This window comes from Streptomyces sp. KL116D, from assembly GCF_030766975.1.
GTDB classification, from domain to species: domain Bacteria; phylum Actinomycetota; class Actinomycetes; order Streptomycetales; family Streptomycetaceae; genus Streptomyces; species Streptomyces longispororuber_A.
The window spans coordinates 18,502-35,954 of sequence record NZ_JASERH010000111.1 but is presented as its reverse complement, the minus strand read 5'-3'; the positions used below and the strand labels follow the sequence as shown (position 1 = coordinate 35,954).

Here is a 17,453-nt window from a genome sequence, read left to right as displayed (position 1 = left end):
GTATGCTTCGTTCAATCAGGATGCGGGTGTTTAACGCGTTTTCGCATTTATCGTGAAGCACTTTCGCGTTTTCGTGCGCCGCTTCGCCCACTCCGGCCACCGGCGACGCGCCGTCAGGCGCCTGAGAACAGTACGCCGGGCTGATGGACCAGGTGGCAGGCGCTCATGACCACCTCGCCCCGAGGCCGCGACCGCTCGCTCGTCTCCGACGAGATCGCCCGCCCGTCTCGCCCTGCCCGCCGGGAAGCGCGCTTCCGCGTGCACGTCGACCCCGCCGGCGACGGGTCCCAGGAAGGTCTCCGAGACCGCCGACCGGATCCGCCGCGAGTTCCCTCACCACGCTTCGACCTCACCAGCTACTCCTCACGGGTCCGGTCACAGAGGCGACCCAAGGCGCCCAAGGCGACCTGAGACGATCGGCACATTCGCTGGTGACGCCGGTCACCACCACCCGCAACCCAGCAGGAGCACGTGACCGAACAAGACCGGCGGACCGGCCATAAAGGAAGGCGGCCGCGAGGCGAGGCGCCGTCCACGGACGAGGTCAGGGCGGACGTCCTGCACCGTCGGTGACCTGCTCGCCGAGGCACCGGCGACCTCACGCTGAACGCGTCGCCAAGGCCGCGGCGTCAGCAAGACCACCTCGGTGGTGGCCTCAGAGCGCGCTCGCCCTCGACGGCTACTTCCGCCGTCGAGAGACGGCAACCTTCCCCGACACAGGGACGTCCGCGCCGATCTGCTCACCCAGCTCCGCTCCTTCGCCCACGTCGCTGACCCGGACCCCGGGGGAGTGGGTGCTGTGTGACTGATCAGCGCGGCGCAGACGGACAAGGACCTGTACCACGTACCGAGCTGTACTCCTCCCGCACCGGCGCCGGCTGGCGGAAGCGTCACTCAGCGAGCGAAGCCGGCCAGATCGCGCCGACGTCGATAATGCAGGTCCTCGTCGACCAGCTCTGGGCACCGCGTACCACCATCCCTCATCGGACGAACCGTCACCGACGCCTTCGTGGTCGCGCTCGTCTGGCAACCTCCTGGACGGCGTGGCCCAAGTAGGCGGGAGCCGGCCGGGCCGGTCGCAGGTCGCGGTGACTTTTTGAACCTTGACAGAGGTGGCGAGGCGGCCAACAACTGATCGCGATCTGACAACGTTGTCGTAAGGGTGGGGGCGCCGAAGTTCTCAGGGTCAGGTCGAGCCGTCGCCGGTTCGTCCAACTGGCGGAGGCTCAGCCGACCCGCGTTGACTCAGTGCGACACTCGCGTTCCCAGGAACGGCGGTGGCCCACGCCGGGACGCACCCGGTACCGTGAAGGTAGCGGACGCGTACTGCGTGCTCCTGGACCACACGCGGTGGTCGGAGGCCCAGTGGGGACGCCGCCCGCGGCTTCTACACGGACAGGACTTCCGGAGTTCGCCGTCGTCCTCGGCCGCATAGGCCTGCTGACCCGTGGCACGTACGACGCCGAAACGCGCAGTCGACCGGAAGACCCTGCGGAAGCGGACGCTGGCCACCATCAAGCAGTTCGCGGCGACCAACCGGCTGACCGGCGGCAGCGTGTGGGAGCAAGCTGTTCTTCGACGACGTTCCAGTCGTACCGTCACCGCCCACCTGCTCTGGGCCGACCTGGACGACGGGCGGACATCGACGCCATCACCCGCAGGCACCAGTTCCACCACGGGGGTTGGGTACGGCCGACGACCCGGCGTCCGGCGACTAGACGCCGCACGGGCGCGAACCGGCGGATTCGTCGGCGACGCACCAAGCGCTGGAGGAATGGGCGTCACGCACGGTCCACGCTCCCGCCCTCGCGTAGAGCGCCGGACGACCGGCGACTAGGCGACGCGTTGGCCAGTGGAGCCGCAACGAAGGCCGGGCTGCCGGCACGGACCTCCGTAATCCGGCGCGCGTGGACGGCGTGCCGGTGGCCGCCCAGCCACGGCGCAGAACCTCTGACGTTCATCGTCGAGAACCACGGCTCGTTCGGCCCGCACTACCAGGAAGAACTGTGGCGCACCGCGGGCAAGCGCCGTCCACTTCCTGCTCGCCGGGCGGGAGCTGCCCGGGTCCTCACCGACCAGCCGAACGCGGGGCCTCTGGCGCACCCCTGCTCGCGGTGATGAGCGACGCGGGCGAGGCCGCTGATGCCGATGTTCGCCGACCGGGAGCACCTGTACGGCAGGGACGTGATTCCGCTCGCCTTCCTCGCCCAGGTCACAAGGCGACCGGTCGGCGACCGCGGCCTGCGAACGCTCGCCCTGGCCCGGCGTCTGGGCGGCACCAGCAGTATCCGCCGACCCACCGCGTCGCCAAGTTCCGGCGAGCCAGTACGAGCGGAGGCGCGCCGGAGTCACTATGGCTACCTCTTCCCACAGAGTGGCGGTCCCGCCCAGCCGCCCGGCCGTACGCCTGACGCAGAAGGAGTTGTTCGAGCAGGCCGGTGGGGCCGTGGACTAGGGACGGGCCCCGGTCTGGTGGCACATCAACGCGCCGGGCCTGGGCCGGCGCCGTGAGCAAAAGGCCGGGTTCGTGAAGTTCGCCGGCAGCCCGGCCACGGCGACTGGCTGTTCGCGCTCAGCAGCGCACCCGGTGTTCCTGCCGTCGACCGCCGCCAAGGTCACCGGCAACAAATTAGTGCCTGCGAAGGGGCGGGACGGCTTCAGGCAGTGCCTCCCCTGTTCGCCCTCGACGGCACCGGGTACGCCGGGTTCGCCACGCTACCGTCCGGCGCGGTGGTCTGCGACGACCGGCACGAGGCCGGGGCGTCGTCAAGGTCCACAACCTCGACATGCCGGGCATGCCGGGCTGACCGGCCGCGCGGCTGAGGCACGGCGGACGTCACGCCGGCCCGGACGGGGGCGGCCCGCGCGTGGACGAGCTCACCTTCCCGCAGCCGGGTGCGGCGCGCGTGCAGTGCTCGGCGTGCGGCCGGCCCGCCTACGGGTACTCGCTGCACGCGTTCGGAGGTCCGCCGGCGCCGACGGAACGGACCTGGCCCGGGGCGCCGCCTGCCGCCGCGTCCTCCTCCGACACGGGCAGTGGAGCCGGCCCGCGCGGTCGACGGCGACGCCGCGGCGGTGGGCCGTGTCCCGCGCCGACCGGCAGACGCGGACAGCGCTGGATCGCCGCCGACCTGGGCGGCGCGGAACGGGAGGTCTGACCGGGTGACGCTGCGCTGGGGAGAGCGCCGCCGGACACGCAGCGCTTCCGGGCACAGGGCTCGACGGACGCGGCCGCACCTGGACGAGACCTCGTCGTGTGGCCCGGGCCCGGTGACTCACCGGTACCGACTGGCTCGACGTCGACGGGCGGGCCGGATTCGTCCTGCGCCGCGGTGCGGGGCCACCCGGGCCGCCAACCCGCTGTCGGTGTGCGGCAACACCGCTGATCCTGTCGGACGGCGGGCCCGGTTGCCGCCTGCTCGCCGAAGGACACCCCGGCGCGAAACGCAGCAGGGAGCCGGCGACCTGGCCGCAGCGCCTCGACGCACCGACCGACGCGCCCCAGGTACGAGCGGCGCAGCTAAACGTGGACGCACCTGACCCTGTTCAGCCTGTCGGACGCGCGCCGTCACCACCCGGGTCCCGCGTGCCGAAGACCGCGACGATCCTGTTCGAGGGGGCGCAGACCGTGCGGGACGACGGCACCGAAGCTGGCGAGATCCGTCTGGAAGCCGCCCGAGGCGGTGGTCCTGCCACCTGCGGATGACCTCTCACGGCTGCCCGGATCCCGCAGGCCTGCGCGCAGGTCGTCGACGCGGCGACGGTGCGGCTGAGCGGTGCCGCGGGCCGGAGTGACATCGTGACGGCGCAGGGCCGCAGCAGGCGAGGCCGTGGTGCACGCCGGGCGGACGACGGCGGCCCGCTGCGGTGCCGCGGGCCGTGCGCTTCCCCCGTGGCCGATCTCGCGCTGGGACGGACCACGCTCCCCGGCCGCGCCACGGCCGGCCGGGATGGCGGACCCGGCGGTCCCTGGTCGGCGGCGACCCGGCCACCGCCTGGACGCCGGGCATTGCCAGCCGCATGGTCGTCGACCTCGGAGCGGTCCGCCCGATCGCGGACGTGCGGGTCGCCTGGCTCACGCACGTCGACTGGTACGCGGGAGTTCTGCGAGGACGGCCGTACCTACCGGCGCGCCACGGTCGACGTGCGTGGCAGAGCAGCGTCCGGCCTGACGGCACCGCGCGGTACGTCGCCGTCGTCGTGATCGGCTGGTCCCGACCGACGCCCGGCCTCGGCGGTCACCGTCACGCCCGGATCCTGAACGTCGACGGCGCCCTGGTCCGCCGCGCCACTGGCCTCTGGGACCTTCGGCACGGACGAGGAGGCCGGATGACGTTCGCGGAACGGGTGCGCTGCCAGCCGACGGGTCGGCGGATTTCCGGCGGATCGCGGGATCTACGCGGTGACGTTCCGACCGACAGTGGACCAGGATCCGCGCCGTCCCTACGTGGCCGTCGGCTACACCACTGAGGCCGACGCGGCGGGAGGCCGCCGGGCAGACGTCGGACGCGTGGGAGGCGCGCTGGAGCGCGTTCTTCCCGCCGACGGCCTGAAGGCGTACGCCGTCGGCCGGGACGATGGCGGGCAGTCGGCCCACCGGCGAGGCCGAGGCCTGGGACTGTGGGTTCGAGGACGACGAGGAGCCGGACGAGCGCGACGAGCGGCTGGCCGAGTGGTTCGCCGAGGTGTGCAGTGGGCGCGGCCCGGCACCTGCACGAGAGCGGCCGGATCGTGGCGTGGCGCTGGCCGCCGACGCCCGTGGTCCCGTACGACATGTTCGATCCCGACGCAGATGCCTCGCACTGACCGCGGCCGCCAACCCGGCCGACCTGGTGGGAGGAGTTCATGGCCGAAAGCGGGACCCGGCGCGGACTAGGGCGTCGTCGTCAAATCTCCCGCCTGCCCTGCGGCGCCTGGCACGCACGCTCGCCGCGTTGCCGAAAAGGTCCGCGTAGCTCCGCTACTAGGAGCCCTCCCGGCGCCTTGCGATCGCACGCACCAGACCGTGCGCTGCCGCCCTTCGGGCGACGACGGGAAAGCTTTGCCGACAGGCCCTAGGGCCGTGGGTCCCGGCGCGAGAAAGAAGCTTCCCGCATCCCGTCACACCTTCGCGAGCCGGTCCGTCTGTGACCAGTGAAGACGCCGACCGGGCCGGCAGGCCGGAGCGAAGGAGACCAGCCGCGCAGCACCCGGATCTCGCGGAGTGCCCAGCACCGAGTTCGTACCGGAGTTGGGCGGCGACATCGGTGCCGCCCTGTTCCGCGCCACGGGCAACCGCTCGGTGCTTGCGCACCACGATGAGGCCTCATGCACCTGCGCGCCGGACAGATCTGCGTCCACAACACCTATCTGACCATCCTCAACACCGGTTTCCTGCGCAAGGCCGGGGAGTCCGGGGACCGCATCACCGCGTCTCCTCGGCAGGACGCCCCGCACTTCACCCGCCGCCGAGCGCGCCGCGCTCGCCCTGGTGAGAGGCGACCCTCCAGCCCGCCACGCAGACCGGCACGGAGCGCGTCTCCGACATGAGCTGTACGCCGAGGTGGCCCGGCACTACGACCAGAAGGCGCTGGCCGCCCTGATGATCGCGATCGGCCAGATCAGCTGGCGCATCGCCCTGGCCGTCATCTGGCAAGCCGCAGCCCGTCGACTCCCTCGCCCAGGAGCAGTGGGACCGAGACCGCCATCGGACGCCGCCCGGGACCTTCGGCGCGGCGATGAGTCTGCGGGCGCCCGCCGAACGATTTCTCTGATCTTGACGAGGAACGAAACCGACTCACCGGGAGCAGACCATGGGCCTCATCCACCTCGGGAGCTCTTTCGCCACCCCTCGACCTGGTCGCGCAGGCGCCCGGCGGCCCGGAGGAGGATCCGGCCGGCTTCCGGTTCGGCGGCTGGCAGGCGCCCCTGATCGACGAGACCGTCGGGAGCGTCAGATCCAGGCCGCCTACGAGGGCACCGACGCGCTGCTGCTGGGCCGGCGCACGTACGACATCTTCGCGCCGCCTACTGGCCGCACCAGAAGGGCGGCCCCGACAACGATCGCCACGCTCTTCAACAGCATCCTGAAGTACGTGGCCTCGCGCAGCAAGCCCGACCTGCCGTGGGACGGGTCCACCCAGCTCGTCCTGACCTGGCCGACGCGGTGCGCGAGCCCGCGAGCGGCACGAGAACATCAAGGTGGTCGGAAGCCTGGACCTCGTGCAGAGCCTGCTGCGCGAGCGGCTCTTCGACCGCATCGACCTCTGGCTGCACCCCATCGTGCTCGGCGCCGGCAAGAAGGTGTTCGAGGACGGCGCGGTGCCCACCAACGTCACGCTGCTCGGCCCCCCGGTCGCCAGCCTCCAGGGCGCCGTACCTGCGCTACGGGCTCGCCGACGGCGTCCCCGCCACCGGCGACATGAGCGCGCCCGACCGGGGCCTCGGGAGTGCCGAGCTGACCGGGCGTACCGCGACGGACACGCGGGCGGTTCCGCGTCGGGGGAGAACACGGCCGTCGCCGCTCGCGCTGCGGACGCGGCTTGACCCTCACGGTGCGGGAGGGCTGAAGGTGGCGTCCATGAGCGACTACTACGCGTTCGAGATGAGCCCCGTGCCCGACCCCGGCCCGGACGCCGTGCCGCCGGAGCTGTTCCGCGGCATCTACGGCATGCCCGCGTTCGTGACGATCCCGACGGACGACCTGGCGGCGTCGGTGGACTTCTGGACCCGTGGACTCGGATTCTTCGAACTGTTCGGCATCCCGGGCAGACCTCGTCCATCTGCGCCGGTGGGCGTTCCAGGACGTACTCTCGTCACCGGGGCGAGCACGCCGGACACCGCGCCGGCGATCTCCGTCAGCTTCGCGTGCGTGCTCGGCCAGGTCGACTCCCTGGTCGAGGCCTGCCGTGCGGTGCGCCCGGACTCGGTCGACGGGCCGCGGGACACTGCGTGGAACACGCGCGACGTGGAAGTGATCACCCCCGAGCACGCGCGATCGTCTTCACCGCGGCGAAGCCGTACGACCCGGCAAGCGAGGAGGCTCGGAACCTTGCGGCCATCGGGGATCACTGACCCGACAGCGGCGGCCGGGGCGACAATGTGGACCATGCATGACGCACGTGACACCGAGGGCCTGACCGTCGGTCAGGCCGGGGCGCGGAGTGGGCGTGACGGTCCCGCGCGCTGCACCACTGGGACGAGATCGGCCTGGCGCGACCCTCGCTGCGCACGGCCGCCGGAGTACCGGCTCTACACCGCCGCGGGACCTGGAGCGGCTGCACCGCATCGTGGTGTACCGCGAGCTGGGTCTCGGCCTGGACCGGATCCGCCGTCCTGGACGACCCGGCCACGGACGTCCCCTGACGCCCTGCGGGCCCAGCGCACCCAGGTAGCCGAGCGGATCGAACGGCTCCAGCGGCTCGGCGCCGGACTCGACCGGATGATCGACGCCCACGAGCGCGGCCTGCTGCTCACCATCGAGGAGCAGGCCGCGGTCTTCGGCCCCGGCTGGGATCCCGAAGGGCCTGTCAAGGCACGCCAGTCCGACGGGGACACGACGCAGTGGCAGCAGTTCGCCGAGCGCTCCGCCCGCGCGCGGCCCGGAGGACGGCAGGCTGTCACCGACGCGATGACCGACCTCGACCGGGCGCTGGCCGAGGCGATGGACGCCGGTGTGACGCCGGGCAGTCCGGCGGCGAACGAACTCGTCGAGCGGCACCGCGACGTGTTCGCCGCGCACTTTCCGCTGACCCGGCAGATGCAGGTGTGCCTCGGCCGCAAGTACGAGGCCGTCCCGGGTTCGCCGCCCACTACGACGGCATCCGCCCCGGCCTCGCCGCCTGGTTCCGGCGCATCGTCGATGCCGGCGCACGCGCCCACGGCATCGACCCGGAACCGCGACCTGGGAGTAGTGGTGGGCGGGGGCCGGGCGTCACGTCCGGGGAGCGAGTGTGCCGGTCAGGTGGTCGTAGGCGACGTTGCAGTGCAGGCGCACGCCCTGCAGCAGGGCGTCGTCGTTCACGCAGAAGCGCGGGTTGTGGTTGGGGATCATCCCGCGTCCGGGACCGGTTCGAGGCCGCCGTTCTCGCCGAGCCTGCAGTCCTGCGCGCCCAGCATCACGTACACGCCGCCGTAGGTGTTCACGAACTCCGAGACGTCGTCGTAGCCGAGGGTCGGTGAGGTCTCGAAGACCGCGTCGCTCGCCGACGACGCGCCGGACGGTCGGCAGGACGGCGTCGATCCACTCTGAGGTTGTGCACCGCCGGAACGTCCTGAGGTACTCGACCGAGGCGGTGCAGTGGTAGGCGGCGGCGGTCTGTTCTGCGAGGGTGGCGAGCCGTTTCTGGACCTCACTCATGTCCTGCTCCACCGCGCACCGGATGGTGCCCCCACAGCGTGACCTCGCCGGGCACGATGTTGAACCGGCCGACGTCCTCGACGTGCCCGATGGTGACGGTGATCGCGTCGAAGGCGGAGACCTGCCGGTACAGCTGCCCGATGCCGACGATGACGGCGCGCCGGCCGCGGGCATCGGGTCGACGCCCATCCACGGGGTGGAGCCGTGCACCCTGCTGCCCGGTGAGCACGATCCTGATCATGCAGGGAGGCGCCGAACTGATTGCCGACCCGGTAGCCGACGTACTTGTTCGGCAGCGGGCCCACGTGCATGCCGAACGCCATCGAGGGCACCGGGTCGTCGCACGCGCCCTGGGCGAGCATCTCCTTTCGCCCCCCGCCGTCTCACCGGGCGGAGCGCCCTCTCGGCCGGCTGGAAGACGAACAGCACGGTGCCGGGCAGCCGTTCGCGGACGCCGGCCAGACGGTGGCGGCGCCCAGCAGCATCGCGGTGTGCGCGTCGTGGCCGCAGGCGTGCGCCACGGGGAACGGCCCGCCGGGATAGTCCTCGTCCACGACCGTGGAGGCGAAGCTCTCGCCGCTGTCCTCCTTGACCGGCAGTGCGTCGGTGTCGGCCCGCAGCGCGATCACCCGGTCACCGGACCCGGCGCCCCTGGAGCACGCCGACCACGCCGTGACCGGAGATGCCGGTGCGGACCTCGTCGAGCCCCAGGGAGGTCAGATGGTCCGCGATCAGCCCGGCCGTGGCGGCTTCCCGGTTGGACAGCTCCGGGTTCCGGTGGAGGTGGTGCCGCCACGCGACGACCTGCTGCTCGACCGCCGCGGCCCGCCGGTCCAACTCGGCGTGGATCGGATCGTCGCTCATGCCCCGGCTCCTTCGAAGGCCGTTCCCACTGTCATCCGAACGCTAGGGATCCGGGGCCCCCGATGACCGCCGCTGGTGGTGCAACCGGGTGACGGCGGCGGAGGTGAGTCACCCTCTGATCCGGCTCCTGACCGGCCGGATCAGAGGGTGGAAGGCCGCCTCGGTGGCACGGGGAATTCACCGAGACGGCCGCTCACAGCGTAGGCACCAAGGGCGTGCGGGCGTGGCGCGTGAGCGGACGTCTTGGCCGGATGCGCACCGGCGTCCCGGCGGGGAGGGCCGCCCGGGCGGGCGGTGGATCCGGCCCGTACGTGCGGAGTTCCGGTACGCGCGGCCGCCCCGGTGTGCGGCGGGCCGGGGAGGCCTGGGACGGAGGGCGGGCCGATTGTGCCGTGACGGCCGCGGAGGCGGGACTTTCCGGGTCCGTCTGCCGTGGTGGACATCGCGTGCGCACGGTGCGCAGGCACGGTGCGGCCGGTCAACGGCGGTTCTTCCGGGCGCGGACATCTCACCTGTGCGGGTGATTCCCGATCTGGCGCACAACCGGGGTACGAAGGGCGCGTTGGGAGTGCGTGACTCCCGAGCAGTGACGGTTCTGCAGTGGTCGGTCCGGCATCGCTGTCCGGGCCTGCGGCAGTGTCCGGGCAGGCAGGGAGGCCTGAACGATCCGCACCAGAACCACCGGGGACACAGCGTGCTGCACCAGCCCAGAATCACTCTGCCGACAGCGGGATCGGCCCGCCGGGCGAGCCGGGCGAACTCATCGGCAGGGAAGGGGAGTTGGCGCAACTGGGTGACCTGCTGGCCCGCCACCAGGTGGTCACCGTCACCGGGCGGACCGGGGTCGGCAAGAGCCATCTCGCCCGGGCCGCGGTCAGGGGCCTTCCAGGCGTCCTGGCAGAGCGCCGCCTGCCTGCGCTGCCCCGGCGGCCCCACGGCCCAGGAACGGCTCGCCCGCGCCGCCGACGACGCGTTGGCCGGACTGCGCCCGCACCGCAGGGCGGCGCCGCGCACGACGGGTCCGCGCGGCAGCCGGGGCCGGGCCCTGCTGCTGCTCGACGACGTCGACGCGGCCCACCCCGAGTGCGCGGGCTGGGTGCAGCGGGCCGTCATGCAGCGGCCGTGGCTGCACGTGCTGGTCACCTCGTGCCAACCCCTGGGACTCGGCGCAGAGGCCCTGCTCGAACTCGCCCCGCTGGCCACGGAGACCCCCGTGGACGGCGCCCCCGTCGCCCGCGGCCGCGCTGTTCCTCGGCCGAGCCGCCCGGCTGACCGGTCTGCGCCAGGGACCGCACCGCGCTGCGGGCCGCCGAGGACATCGGCCGCGCCGTGGAAGGGCTGCCCCTGGCGCTCGAACTGGCCGCGGCGAAGACCCGTACGCACTCGGCGCAGCAGCTGGCCGAACTCGTGCGGCACGGCCAGTGCTGGCTCAGCAGCCCGCATCCGGCACTGCGCCGCCACCGCAGCCTGGCCCGGGCCATCGGCGCCGGCTACGCCCGCTGCGAGCGGCAGTTGCGGATCGTGTGGAGCCGCGCGAGCGTCTTCGCCGGGCCGTTCGGCCAGGCCGCCGCGGAACTGGTGTGCGCCGGAGGCGGAGTGGCGGCGCACGAGGTGCCGGGACTGCTGGCCCAGTTGGCCGCGCAGGGCGTCCTGGAGAGCGACCACGATCCGCACGGCCCGGCGCAGCCCCGCTACCGGATGCCGCACGCGGTACGGGAGTTCGGCGGCCGGCGGCTGGCCGAGGCGGGCGAGACCGAGGTCGCGCTGGAGCGGCGGGCCAGCCACGTACGGCAGGTCGCGCAGATCGCCGAGCACCTGTGGCAGCACGGCTGCCAGGGCCACGCCATGCAGCTCCTGGAAGAGGAACAGCACGACCTGAAGGCCATGATGCGGCACGCGGCGCACCGGCCCGACCTCGCCCAGGACGCCCTCGACGCCGCGGGCCGGCTGTGGTTCTGGTGGACCAAGCGCCAGCACACGTCGGAGGGCCTGCGCCATCTGCTGCAGCTGCTCAGCCTCCACCCCTGGACCGGCCGGAGACCGGCACCGCCCGGTGGCTCGCCGCCTGGCTGGCCGCACGCAGCGACCCGACACCGCCGAGACCCCTGCTGGGCCACCTGGCCGCAGGCGCTGCTGGCCGGCGACGACCCTGCTGATCGCCCGGATCTCCCACGTGCAGGGGGCTCGTCGCGCTGTTCCGCGGGGGACACGGTCAAGGCCGCCGAGTGCTTCGAGCACGCGAGCGAGTGCACGCCCGACCGGGCGCCCGGGGACCGGGAGGGCTGTCTACCTCGCCGCGCTCGCGGTCGCCCGCACCGTCCAGGACCCGGCCGCGGCGCAGCGGGCCGCCCGCGCCGCACTGGCCCAGCCCGAACTGCGCGACGACCAGTGGTCGGCGCTGCGCGCCCACTACGCGCGGGCCTTCGTCGACCGGCAGCAGGGACGCACCGCCCGGGCCTGGAAACCCGGGCGAGGCGGGCGCTGGCCCAGCCGGGCGCCGCCTCCTGCGCGCCGAACACGTACGCCGCGCTCAGGGACCTGCTGAACGCCGTCGAGGTCGGGCGAGACGGTGCCGTGCGCCACCCGGGTGGAGCGGGCCGCCGCCGTCCTCGACCGCCGGCCCGTCCCGGGAATCTCCCGGTGACCCCCGGCAGGGAGGGCTTTGGTCCCGGGTCCCGGGCCCCCTGCGTCCGGGACGTTCTCACCGCGACACGGCAGCGGTTCCGGCATTGACTGGAACGATGACGGGTGCACCAGAGACACAGCCGCCCCGGCTCCGTGAGGAGCCGGCGGCACCGTGGTCGCTGTCCGGTCGGGCGGTCCTCGACCGCCTGGGACTCGGCGCAGGACGGCCTGACCGGAACCGAGGCCGCCCGCCGCCTCGCCGAGACGGGCCCCAACCGGCTCGCGCCACCCGCGCCCACGCCACTGTGGCGACGGATCCCTGTCGCACTTCCAGGACGTCCTGATCTACATCCTGCTCGTCTCCGCCGTGCTGAAGGCACTGCTCGGCGACTGGGTGGACTCTCGGTGATCCTCGCCGTCGCGGTGATCAACGCCGCCATCGGCTTCGTCCAGGAGGGGCGGGCGGAGAAGGCGCTCGACGGCATCCGGGCGATGCTCTCCGTCTCGCGCACGTTCACCGACGGCGCATGGGCGGAGGTCGACGCCGAGGACCTGGTGCCGGGCGACGTGGTGCGGCTGCGGTCGGGCGACCGGATCCCGGCGGACCTGCGCCTGCTGGAGGCCACCGCGCTGCAGGTCGACGAAGCGGCGCTGACCGGCGAGTCCGTGACCGCGGCCAAGCGCACCGACCCGGTCGACGCCGACGCCGGGATCGGCGACAGGACCTCGATGCTGTACTCCGGCACCCTGGTCGCGGCGGGCACCGGCACCGGCGTGGTCGTCGCCACCGGTGCGGCCACCGAGATCGGCCGGATCCAGACGATGATCGACGAGGTCGAGTCGCTGGAGACACCGCTGTCCCGGACCCTCGCCGCGTTCGGCAAGCGGCTCGCGGTGGTGATCCTGGTGGCGGCCGCCGTGATGCTCCTCGTCGGCGGGGTCCTGCACGACTTCACCGGGTCGGAGCTCGTCTCGGCGGCCATCGGCTTCGCCGTCGCGGCGGTCCCTGAGGGCCTGCCCGCGCTGGTGACCATCACCCTGGCGCTCGGCGTGCAGCAGATGGCCCGCCGTCGGGCCATCACGCGCAAGCTGCCCGCCGTGGGAGGCGCTCGGCTCCGTCACCACGATCTGCTCCGACAAGACGGGCACGCTCACCACCAACGAGATGACCGCCCGGCTCGTCCGCACCCGCGCGCACGCCTACGACGTCAGCGGCTCCGGCTACGCGCCCGAGGGCGAGGTGACCCTGGACGGCGCACCGGCCCCGCTCGCCGCCCACCCGGACCTGCGCGCGCTGATCGAGGTGATGGCCGAGTGCAACGACGCCCGCGTCGTGCGCGGCGAGAAAGCGGCCGCTGGGAACTGGTCGGCGAGCCCACCGAGGCGCGCTGCGCACGCTCGGCATGACCGCGGGCCACGACGGGGCGGAGCACCGGCGGCACGCGGTGATCCCCTTCGAGTCCGACACCAAGTACATGGCCGTGCTCGACGAGGCCGCCGACGGCTCCCGGCACGTCCTCGTCAAGGCGCCCCGGACCGGATCCTCGCCCGCAGCACCACCCAGACCGCCGCCGACGGCACCGCCGAGCCGCTGGACACCGGCTTCTGGGAGGCGCGGATCGACGAGATCGGGGGCGCGCGGGCTGCGCGTGCTGGCCGCCGCACGGCTCCCGGCCGCCCCCCGACCGTGCCCGGCTCGACCCCGCCGACGTCGGGACCGGCCTGGAGTTCGTCGGTGTCGTCGGCATCGTGGACCCGCCGCGCCCCGAGGCCGTCACGGCCATCGCCGAGTGCCTGCGGGCCGGCATCCGCGTCAAGATGATCACCGGTGACCACGCGGGCACGGCCGTCGCCATCGCCCGGGAGATGGGGCATCGTCGACGCCCCCCGAACCGCGCCGCCTCACCGGTGCCGAACTGGAGGCCATGGACGACGCGGAACTGCGGCAGGTGGTGCGCGACGTCGACGTGTACGCACGGACATCGCCCGAGCACAAGATCCGCATCGTGTCCGCGCTGCAGCACCACGGCGAAGTGGTCGCCATGACCGGCGACGGCGTCAACGACGCCCCGGCGCTGACCCAGGCCGACATCGGCGTCGCCATGGGCATCAAGGGCACCGAGGCGACCAAGGACGCGGCGGAGATCGTGCTCGCCGACGACAACTTCGCCACCATCGAGCGCGCGGTCGAGGAAGGCCGCAGGATCTACGACAACCTGCGCAAGTCGGTGCTGTTCCTGCTGCCCACCAACGGCGCCCAGTCACTGGTCATCCTCATCGCCGTGCTGTTCGGCTGGACCCTGCCGCTGCAGCCCGTGCAGGTGCTGTGGATCAACATGGTCACCGCGGTCACCCTCTCCCTCGCGCTGGCCGGCGAGAAGGCCGAGACCGGCATCATGACCAGGCCGCCGCGCGCCCCCCGACGCCCCGCTGCTGAACGCGGAGTTCGCCCGGCGCATCGCCGTCGGCTCGGTTCTGATCGGCGCGGCGACGATGGGCGTCTTCTACCTGGAGACCGCGCGGAGCGTGCCGCTGGCCGAGGCGCAGACGACGGCCGTCCTCATGCTGGCGCTCGGCCAGTTGGCGTACCTGTTCAACTGCCGCTTCCTGAACCGTTCCAGCCTCACCCCCGACGTGCTGCGCGGAAATCCCGTCATCTGGTGGTCGAGCGCCCTGCTGGTGGCCTTCCAGGTCTTCTTCACGTACACCCCGTTCATGCACGACTGGGTTCGCGACCGCCTCGGTGGGGCTGCGGGAGTGGGGGCTCACCATCGCGTTCGCCGTGCTGATCTTCCTGCTGGTCGAGGCGGGCAAGGCGTGGGAGCGCCGCCGCGCACGGGCGTCCCTCGCGGTCCCGACAACGGCGCGGCTGCGTAGGGTCTGTCGAGTGACGATCACCGTGCGCAGGTCCCGGCCCGACGACCACGAAGCGATCCTGGCCCTGATGGACCGCGCCCGCGGCGTCGGGCTCAGCGACGAGGAGCGGGCCCGGCGCGGCTTCGTGCAGGGGCGCATGACCGCGGAGCTCCTGGACCGGTTCCAGGACGGGCCAGGCGTCTTCGTCGCCGACGCCGCCGGGGAGCTCGCGGGCTTCGCGATCACCAGCGAGGCGGGCGGACTTCCGCCCGAGCACCCTGCGTCGGCGGCCGTCACCGCCGTCGTCGAAGCGGCCCGAGGACGCGACCTGGGCAGGATGTTCCTCTACGGGCCGGTCGCCGTCGACGACCGGTTCCAGGGCCGCGGCGTACTGACGCGGCTGATCACGGCGCTGAGCCGGGCCCTGCGGGACGACTTCGATCTCGGGTCGCGTTCGTCGAGACGGCCAACGAACGCTCCCTCGCGGTCCACCGCCACTACGGGATGACCGAGGCGGCCCGGTTCGAACAGGGCGGACGCACCTACGTGGCGTTCACCTTCTCACCGGCGGCCTTCGCGGCGCGCGCGTCCTGAACCGGTCGGTCGGGCGACGCGGGCCCGACCCGCTCACCAGGGCCGACGGCTGCTGCCCAGTCGTGACAGCGGGATCCTGGCCGGGGTGAACCCGCCCGTGTTCGACTGACCGGCATGCCCGCACACCCCACCGAGCGTGACCGGCGTCGCGTGATCCGTCTGTTCGCGGTGACCGCTCGCCGTGCTGGCCGCCCGGAGCCCTCGCCGTGCTCGCCCTCACCGAGTTCCGGGCGGGCCCCGCACCCGGGTGAACGGCCCGTGCTCACGGCGCCCGGCACCTATCACGTGAAGCCGCCCGGCGGCCGGAAGCGGCCGAGCGCGACAAGCGCCCCACATCCGGTACGCGCCGGACGACCCGGACGCCGTGGGCGAAGTGGGCTGAAGTCGGGGCACTTGACCATGGACGTCCGTGCCTCCAAGGACGTGCTGCGGCTGAAGAAGTTCGGCAGCGGCTGCACGAACACCGCGGATCTCGTCGTGGTGTGCGACGTCGGTACGCGGTACGACAGTTGGGCGGGCTGGTCCGGTGCGCTGCCCTACGCGGCGCCCGGCAGCAAGGCCGGCGACACCGGCCGGCTGCGCATGACGTACGAGGCTCCCGACGGGCACGTCGCGACCGCGACGACGCGCGTGGTGGTCGGCGGACCGATCCTCGAGGTCCGCGCCCCGAAGGTCGTCGGCGGGATCCGCCCCGGCGCCGAGACGAGCATGGACTCTGGCGGTGCGCAACACGGGCGAGACCACCGCCCACGGCGTCGCCCTGCTGCTGACCGTCGACAACGAGCTGCCGCTGTCACAGCACTTCGCGAACTGCCGCTACAGAGGGCCGATCGCGGCGCGCAGACCGCGTACTGCACGTTCCCCGACCTGCGCTCGCCACCGGGCCGGACCGTGGTGTTCGGCCCCGGCCTGCGGATGCGCACCCCAAGGTCATCGACCACGCCGATCTGCGCCAGTCGGCCTGGCCGCTCGACCTCGGCCCGGGTACGAAGCCGTGCGCATGACGAGCCCGGGACCGGCCGGCGACGGTCCCCGGCTCGAACCGGTGAGTGCGCACGGGCGGCCGGGGGCGCGTGGAGCGATGACGCCGAGGTGTGGACCATGGTCCACACGGACAATCCGGCGGACTACGCCGCGATCGGCGACCGCGGCGGGCGCGCCGGGCGACGTGCGCGACGTGCGGATCGGCGCGCGCAACGACGGCCCGGGCGACCCCGGCCAGGGCGGCGCCTTCGACCTCGTCTTCACCCGCCGCGGGGCAGCACGGTGGTGAAGGAGCCGATGCAGTGAGATCGACGAGGACGTCTTCGAGCCGCTGTGCCGGCACAAGGGGACACCTACACCTGCCCGGGCACCGCCCACGAGCCCGGCGAGGAGCGGACCCTCACCTTCACGCTGCGCCTGGGGGCGGACGACGCCGACGGACTCGTACGGCTGAAGCCGCGCGGCGCGGACGAGCGGACCGCCGATCCCGATCCGTCCGACAACACGGCCCGGGTCGTGGTGGTTCCGGCCGAGGCCGCCCCGCCCGCGGCGCGGAGCAACACCCTCGCCTGGACGGTCGGCGCCGTCGCGCTGGCCGCGGTGACGGCCGGCGGAACGCTGCTGCTGCGCCGACGTGCGCGGAGGGCGTCAGGGGACCGTCGGGACTCGCCGTCGAAGGGGTGATGATCGACGGGCGCCCGGGGCGACCCGGATATCAATGGAGCCCCCAACAAGGAGGTTCTCCCATGTCATCCCGCATCCGTCCGGCTCGGAGCCGCCGCCGGCGCCGTGACCCTGCTGCTCGCGGCACCGGTGGCGACTGCCGCGGCCCCGGACGAGTCCTGTGACCATCGACAAGGTCGGTACCGTCGCCCCCGGACGGCACGGTGACGCTGTCCGGCACGTACCGGTGCCACGACACCTCGGGCCTCGCCTTCGTCTCTGTCGTCGGTGCGGCAGGGCTCCGACCCCGCGCGGCACGGCATCGGCGGCACCCGGCCGTGTGCGACGGCCTGAGCACCCGTGGGTGATACCGGCACGCCGCCGGCGGACACGGTCGCGCCGGGCGCCGTGCAGATCGAGGCGACCGTCATGGAACTCCGCTCCCGCGACGGTCTGCCCCTGCCGTACTTCCACGCGGTGGACAAGGAGGACGCGACGCTGATGGCGCAGGACTGAGCCCGCGCGGCAC

Annotated in this window: 13 protein-coding genes and 5 pseudogenes; 14 read left to right on the top strand and 4 right to left on the bottom strand. The window is 73.0% G+C overall.

The features are described from left to right. Positions 1–5,307 precede the first annotated feature (5,307 nt). From RBJ77_RS43465 to RBJ77_RS43450, 4 genes and pseudogenes are all read left to right on the top strand, one after another. Positions 5,308–5,529 (top strand): hypothetical protein, encoded by a 222-nt coding sequence (locus tag RBJ77_RS43465; protein ID WP_372350052.1) that lies wholly within the window; start codon positions 5,308–5,310, stop codon positions 5,527–5,529. A 651-nt stretch (positions 5,530–6,180) separates the two neighbouring features. Further along, positions 6,181–6,525, top strand: a complete 345-nt coding sequence (locus tag RBJ77_RS43460; RefSeq protein ID WP_372350051.1) for a dihydrofolate reductase family protein — start codon at positions 6,181–6,183, stop codon at positions 6,523–6,525. A 34-nt stretch (positions 6,526–6,559) separates the two neighbouring features. Continuing rightward, a pseudogene (locus RBJ77_RS43455) lies at positions 6,560–6,883 on the top strand (VOC family protein); the annotation flags it as partial. A 204-nt stretch (positions 6,884–7,087) separates the two neighbouring features. After that, positions 7,088–7,892 (top strand): annotated as a pseudogene (locus RBJ77_RS43450) (MerR family transcriptional regulator). Positions 7,893–8,330: 438 nt separating this feature from the next. On the opposite strand, the gene RBJ77_RS43445 reads toward RBJ77_RS43450, so the two are convergent. The 3 genes from RBJ77_RS43445 to RBJ77_RS43435 form a co-directional block, all read right to left on the bottom strand. Then, complete coding sequence (locus RBJ77_RS43445) at positions 8,331–8,579, bottom strand: hypothetical protein (RefSeq protein WP_372350050.1); 249 nt, start codon at positions 8,577–8,579, stop codon at positions 8,331–8,333. A gap of 142 nt (positions 8,580–8,721) precedes the next feature. Further along, positions 8,722–8,967, bottom strand: a complete 246-nt coding sequence (locus RBJ77_RS43440) for a M20/M25/M40 family metallo-hydrolase (protein WP_372350049.1) — start codon at positions 8,965–8,967, stop codon at positions 8,722–8,724. 4 nt (positions 8,968–8,971) lie between these two features. Continuing rightward, a complete protein-coding gene (locus RBJ77_RS43435; protein WP_372350048.1) occupies positions 8,972–9,202 on the bottom strand; it encodes a hypothetical protein in 231 nt (76 codons plus the stop codon). Positions 9,203–10,531: 1,329 nt separating this feature from the next. On the opposite strand from RBJ77_RS43435, the gene RBJ77_RS43430 reads away from it, so the two are divergent. From RBJ77_RS43430 to RBJ77_RS43420, 3 genes and pseudogenes are all read left to right on the top strand, one after another. After that, on the top strand, positions 10,532–11,935 hold the full coding sequence (locus tag RBJ77_RS43430) for a hypothetical protein (protein ID WP_372350047.1): 1,404 nt from the start codon (positions 10,532–10,534) through the stop codon (positions 11,933–11,935). Positions 11,936–11,950: 15 nt separating this feature from the next. Continuing rightward, positions 11,951–12,133 (top strand): annotated as a pseudogene (locus RBJ77_RS43425) (cation-transporting P-type ATPase); the annotation flags it as partial. Between the two features lie 99 nt (positions 12,134–12,232). Next, positions 12,233–13,234, top strand: a complete 1,002-nt coding sequence (locus RBJ77_RS43420) for an HAD-IC family P-type ATPase (RefSeq protein WP_372350054.1) — start codon at positions 12,233–12,235, stop codon at positions 13,232–13,234. 114 nt (positions 13,235–13,348) lie between these two features. On the opposite strand, the gene RBJ77_RS43415 is transcribed toward RBJ77_RS43420, so the two are convergent. Further along, positions 13,349–13,702, bottom strand: coding sequence for a hypothetical protein (locus tag RBJ77_RS43415; RefSeq protein WP_372350046.1), 354 nt, complete (start codon positions 13,700–13,702; stop codon positions 13,349–13,351). A 50-nt stretch (positions 13,703–13,752) separates the two neighbouring features. On the opposite strand from RBJ77_RS43415, the pseudogene RBJ77_RS43410 reads away from it, so the two are divergent. The 7 genes and pseudogenes from RBJ77_RS43410 to RBJ77_RS43380 form a co-directional block, all read left to right on the top strand. Continuing rightward, positions 13,753–14,244 (top strand): annotated as a pseudogene (locus tag RBJ77_RS43410) (HAD-IC family P-type ATPase); the annotation flags it as partial. Between the two features lie 13 nt (positions 14,245–14,257). Then, a pseudogene (locus RBJ77_RS43405) lies at positions 14,258–14,497 on the top strand (cation transporting ATPase C-terminal domain-containing protein); the annotation flags it as partial. A gap of 73 nt (positions 14,498–14,570) precedes the next feature. Beyond that, the gene (locus RBJ77_RS43400; protein ID WP_372350045.1) at positions 14,571–15,191 is read left to right on the top strand and encodes a hypothetical protein; all 621 of its coding nucleotides are present in this window, start codon (positions 14,571–14,573) and stop codon (positions 15,189–15,191) included. A 485-nt stretch (positions 15,192–15,676) separates the two neighbouring features. Continuing rightward, entirely contained in the window at positions 15,677–16,567 is an 891-nt protein-coding gene (locus tag RBJ77_RS43395) for a hypothetical protein (RefSeq protein WP_372350044.1), read from the top strand. Between the two features lie 27 nt (positions 16,568–16,594). Beyond that, positions 16,595–16,945 carry a hypothetical protein gene (locus RBJ77_RS43390; RefSeq protein WP_372346131.1) on the top strand — a complete coding sequence of 117 codons (351 nt, stop codon included), beginning with the start codon at positions 16,595–16,597 and terminating at the stop codon, positions 16,943–16,945. 203 nt (positions 16,946–17,148) lie between these two features. Then, entirely contained in the window at positions 17,149–17,292 is a 144-nt protein-coding gene (locus tag RBJ77_RS43385) for a hypothetical protein (RefSeq protein ID WP_372350043.1), read from the top strand. Beyond that, positions 17,285–17,440, top strand: a complete 156-nt coding sequence (locus RBJ77_RS43380) for a DUF6299 family protein (RefSeq protein ID WP_372350042.1) — start codon at positions 17,285–17,287, stop codon at positions 17,438–17,440. Before RBJ77_RS43385 ends, RBJ77_RS43380 begins: the two co-directional genes overlap by 8 nt. Positions 17,441–17,453: the final 13 nt, after the last annotated feature.

Coding starts and splice junctions, on each gene's coding strand:
- RBJ77_RS43465 (WP_372350052.1), top strand. CDS start 5,308: ATGCACCTGCGCGCCGGACAGATCTGCGTCCACAACACCTATCTGACC.
- RBJ77_RS43445 (WP_372350050.1), bottom strand. CDS start 8,579: ATGATCAGGATCGTGCTCACCGGGCAGCAGGGTGCACGGCTCCACCCC.
- RBJ77_RS43435 (WP_372350048.1), bottom strand. CDS start 9,202: ATGAGCGACGATCCGATCCACGCCGAGTTGGACCGGCGGGCCGCGGCG.
- RBJ77_RS43415 (WP_372350046.1), bottom strand. CDS start 13,702: ATGCCCCATCTCCCGGGCGATGGCGACGGCCGTGCCCGCGTGGTCACC.
- RBJ77_RS43395 (WP_372350044.1), top strand. CDS start 15,677: ATGGACGTCCGTGCCTCCAAGGACGTGCTGCGGCTGAAGAAGTTCGGC.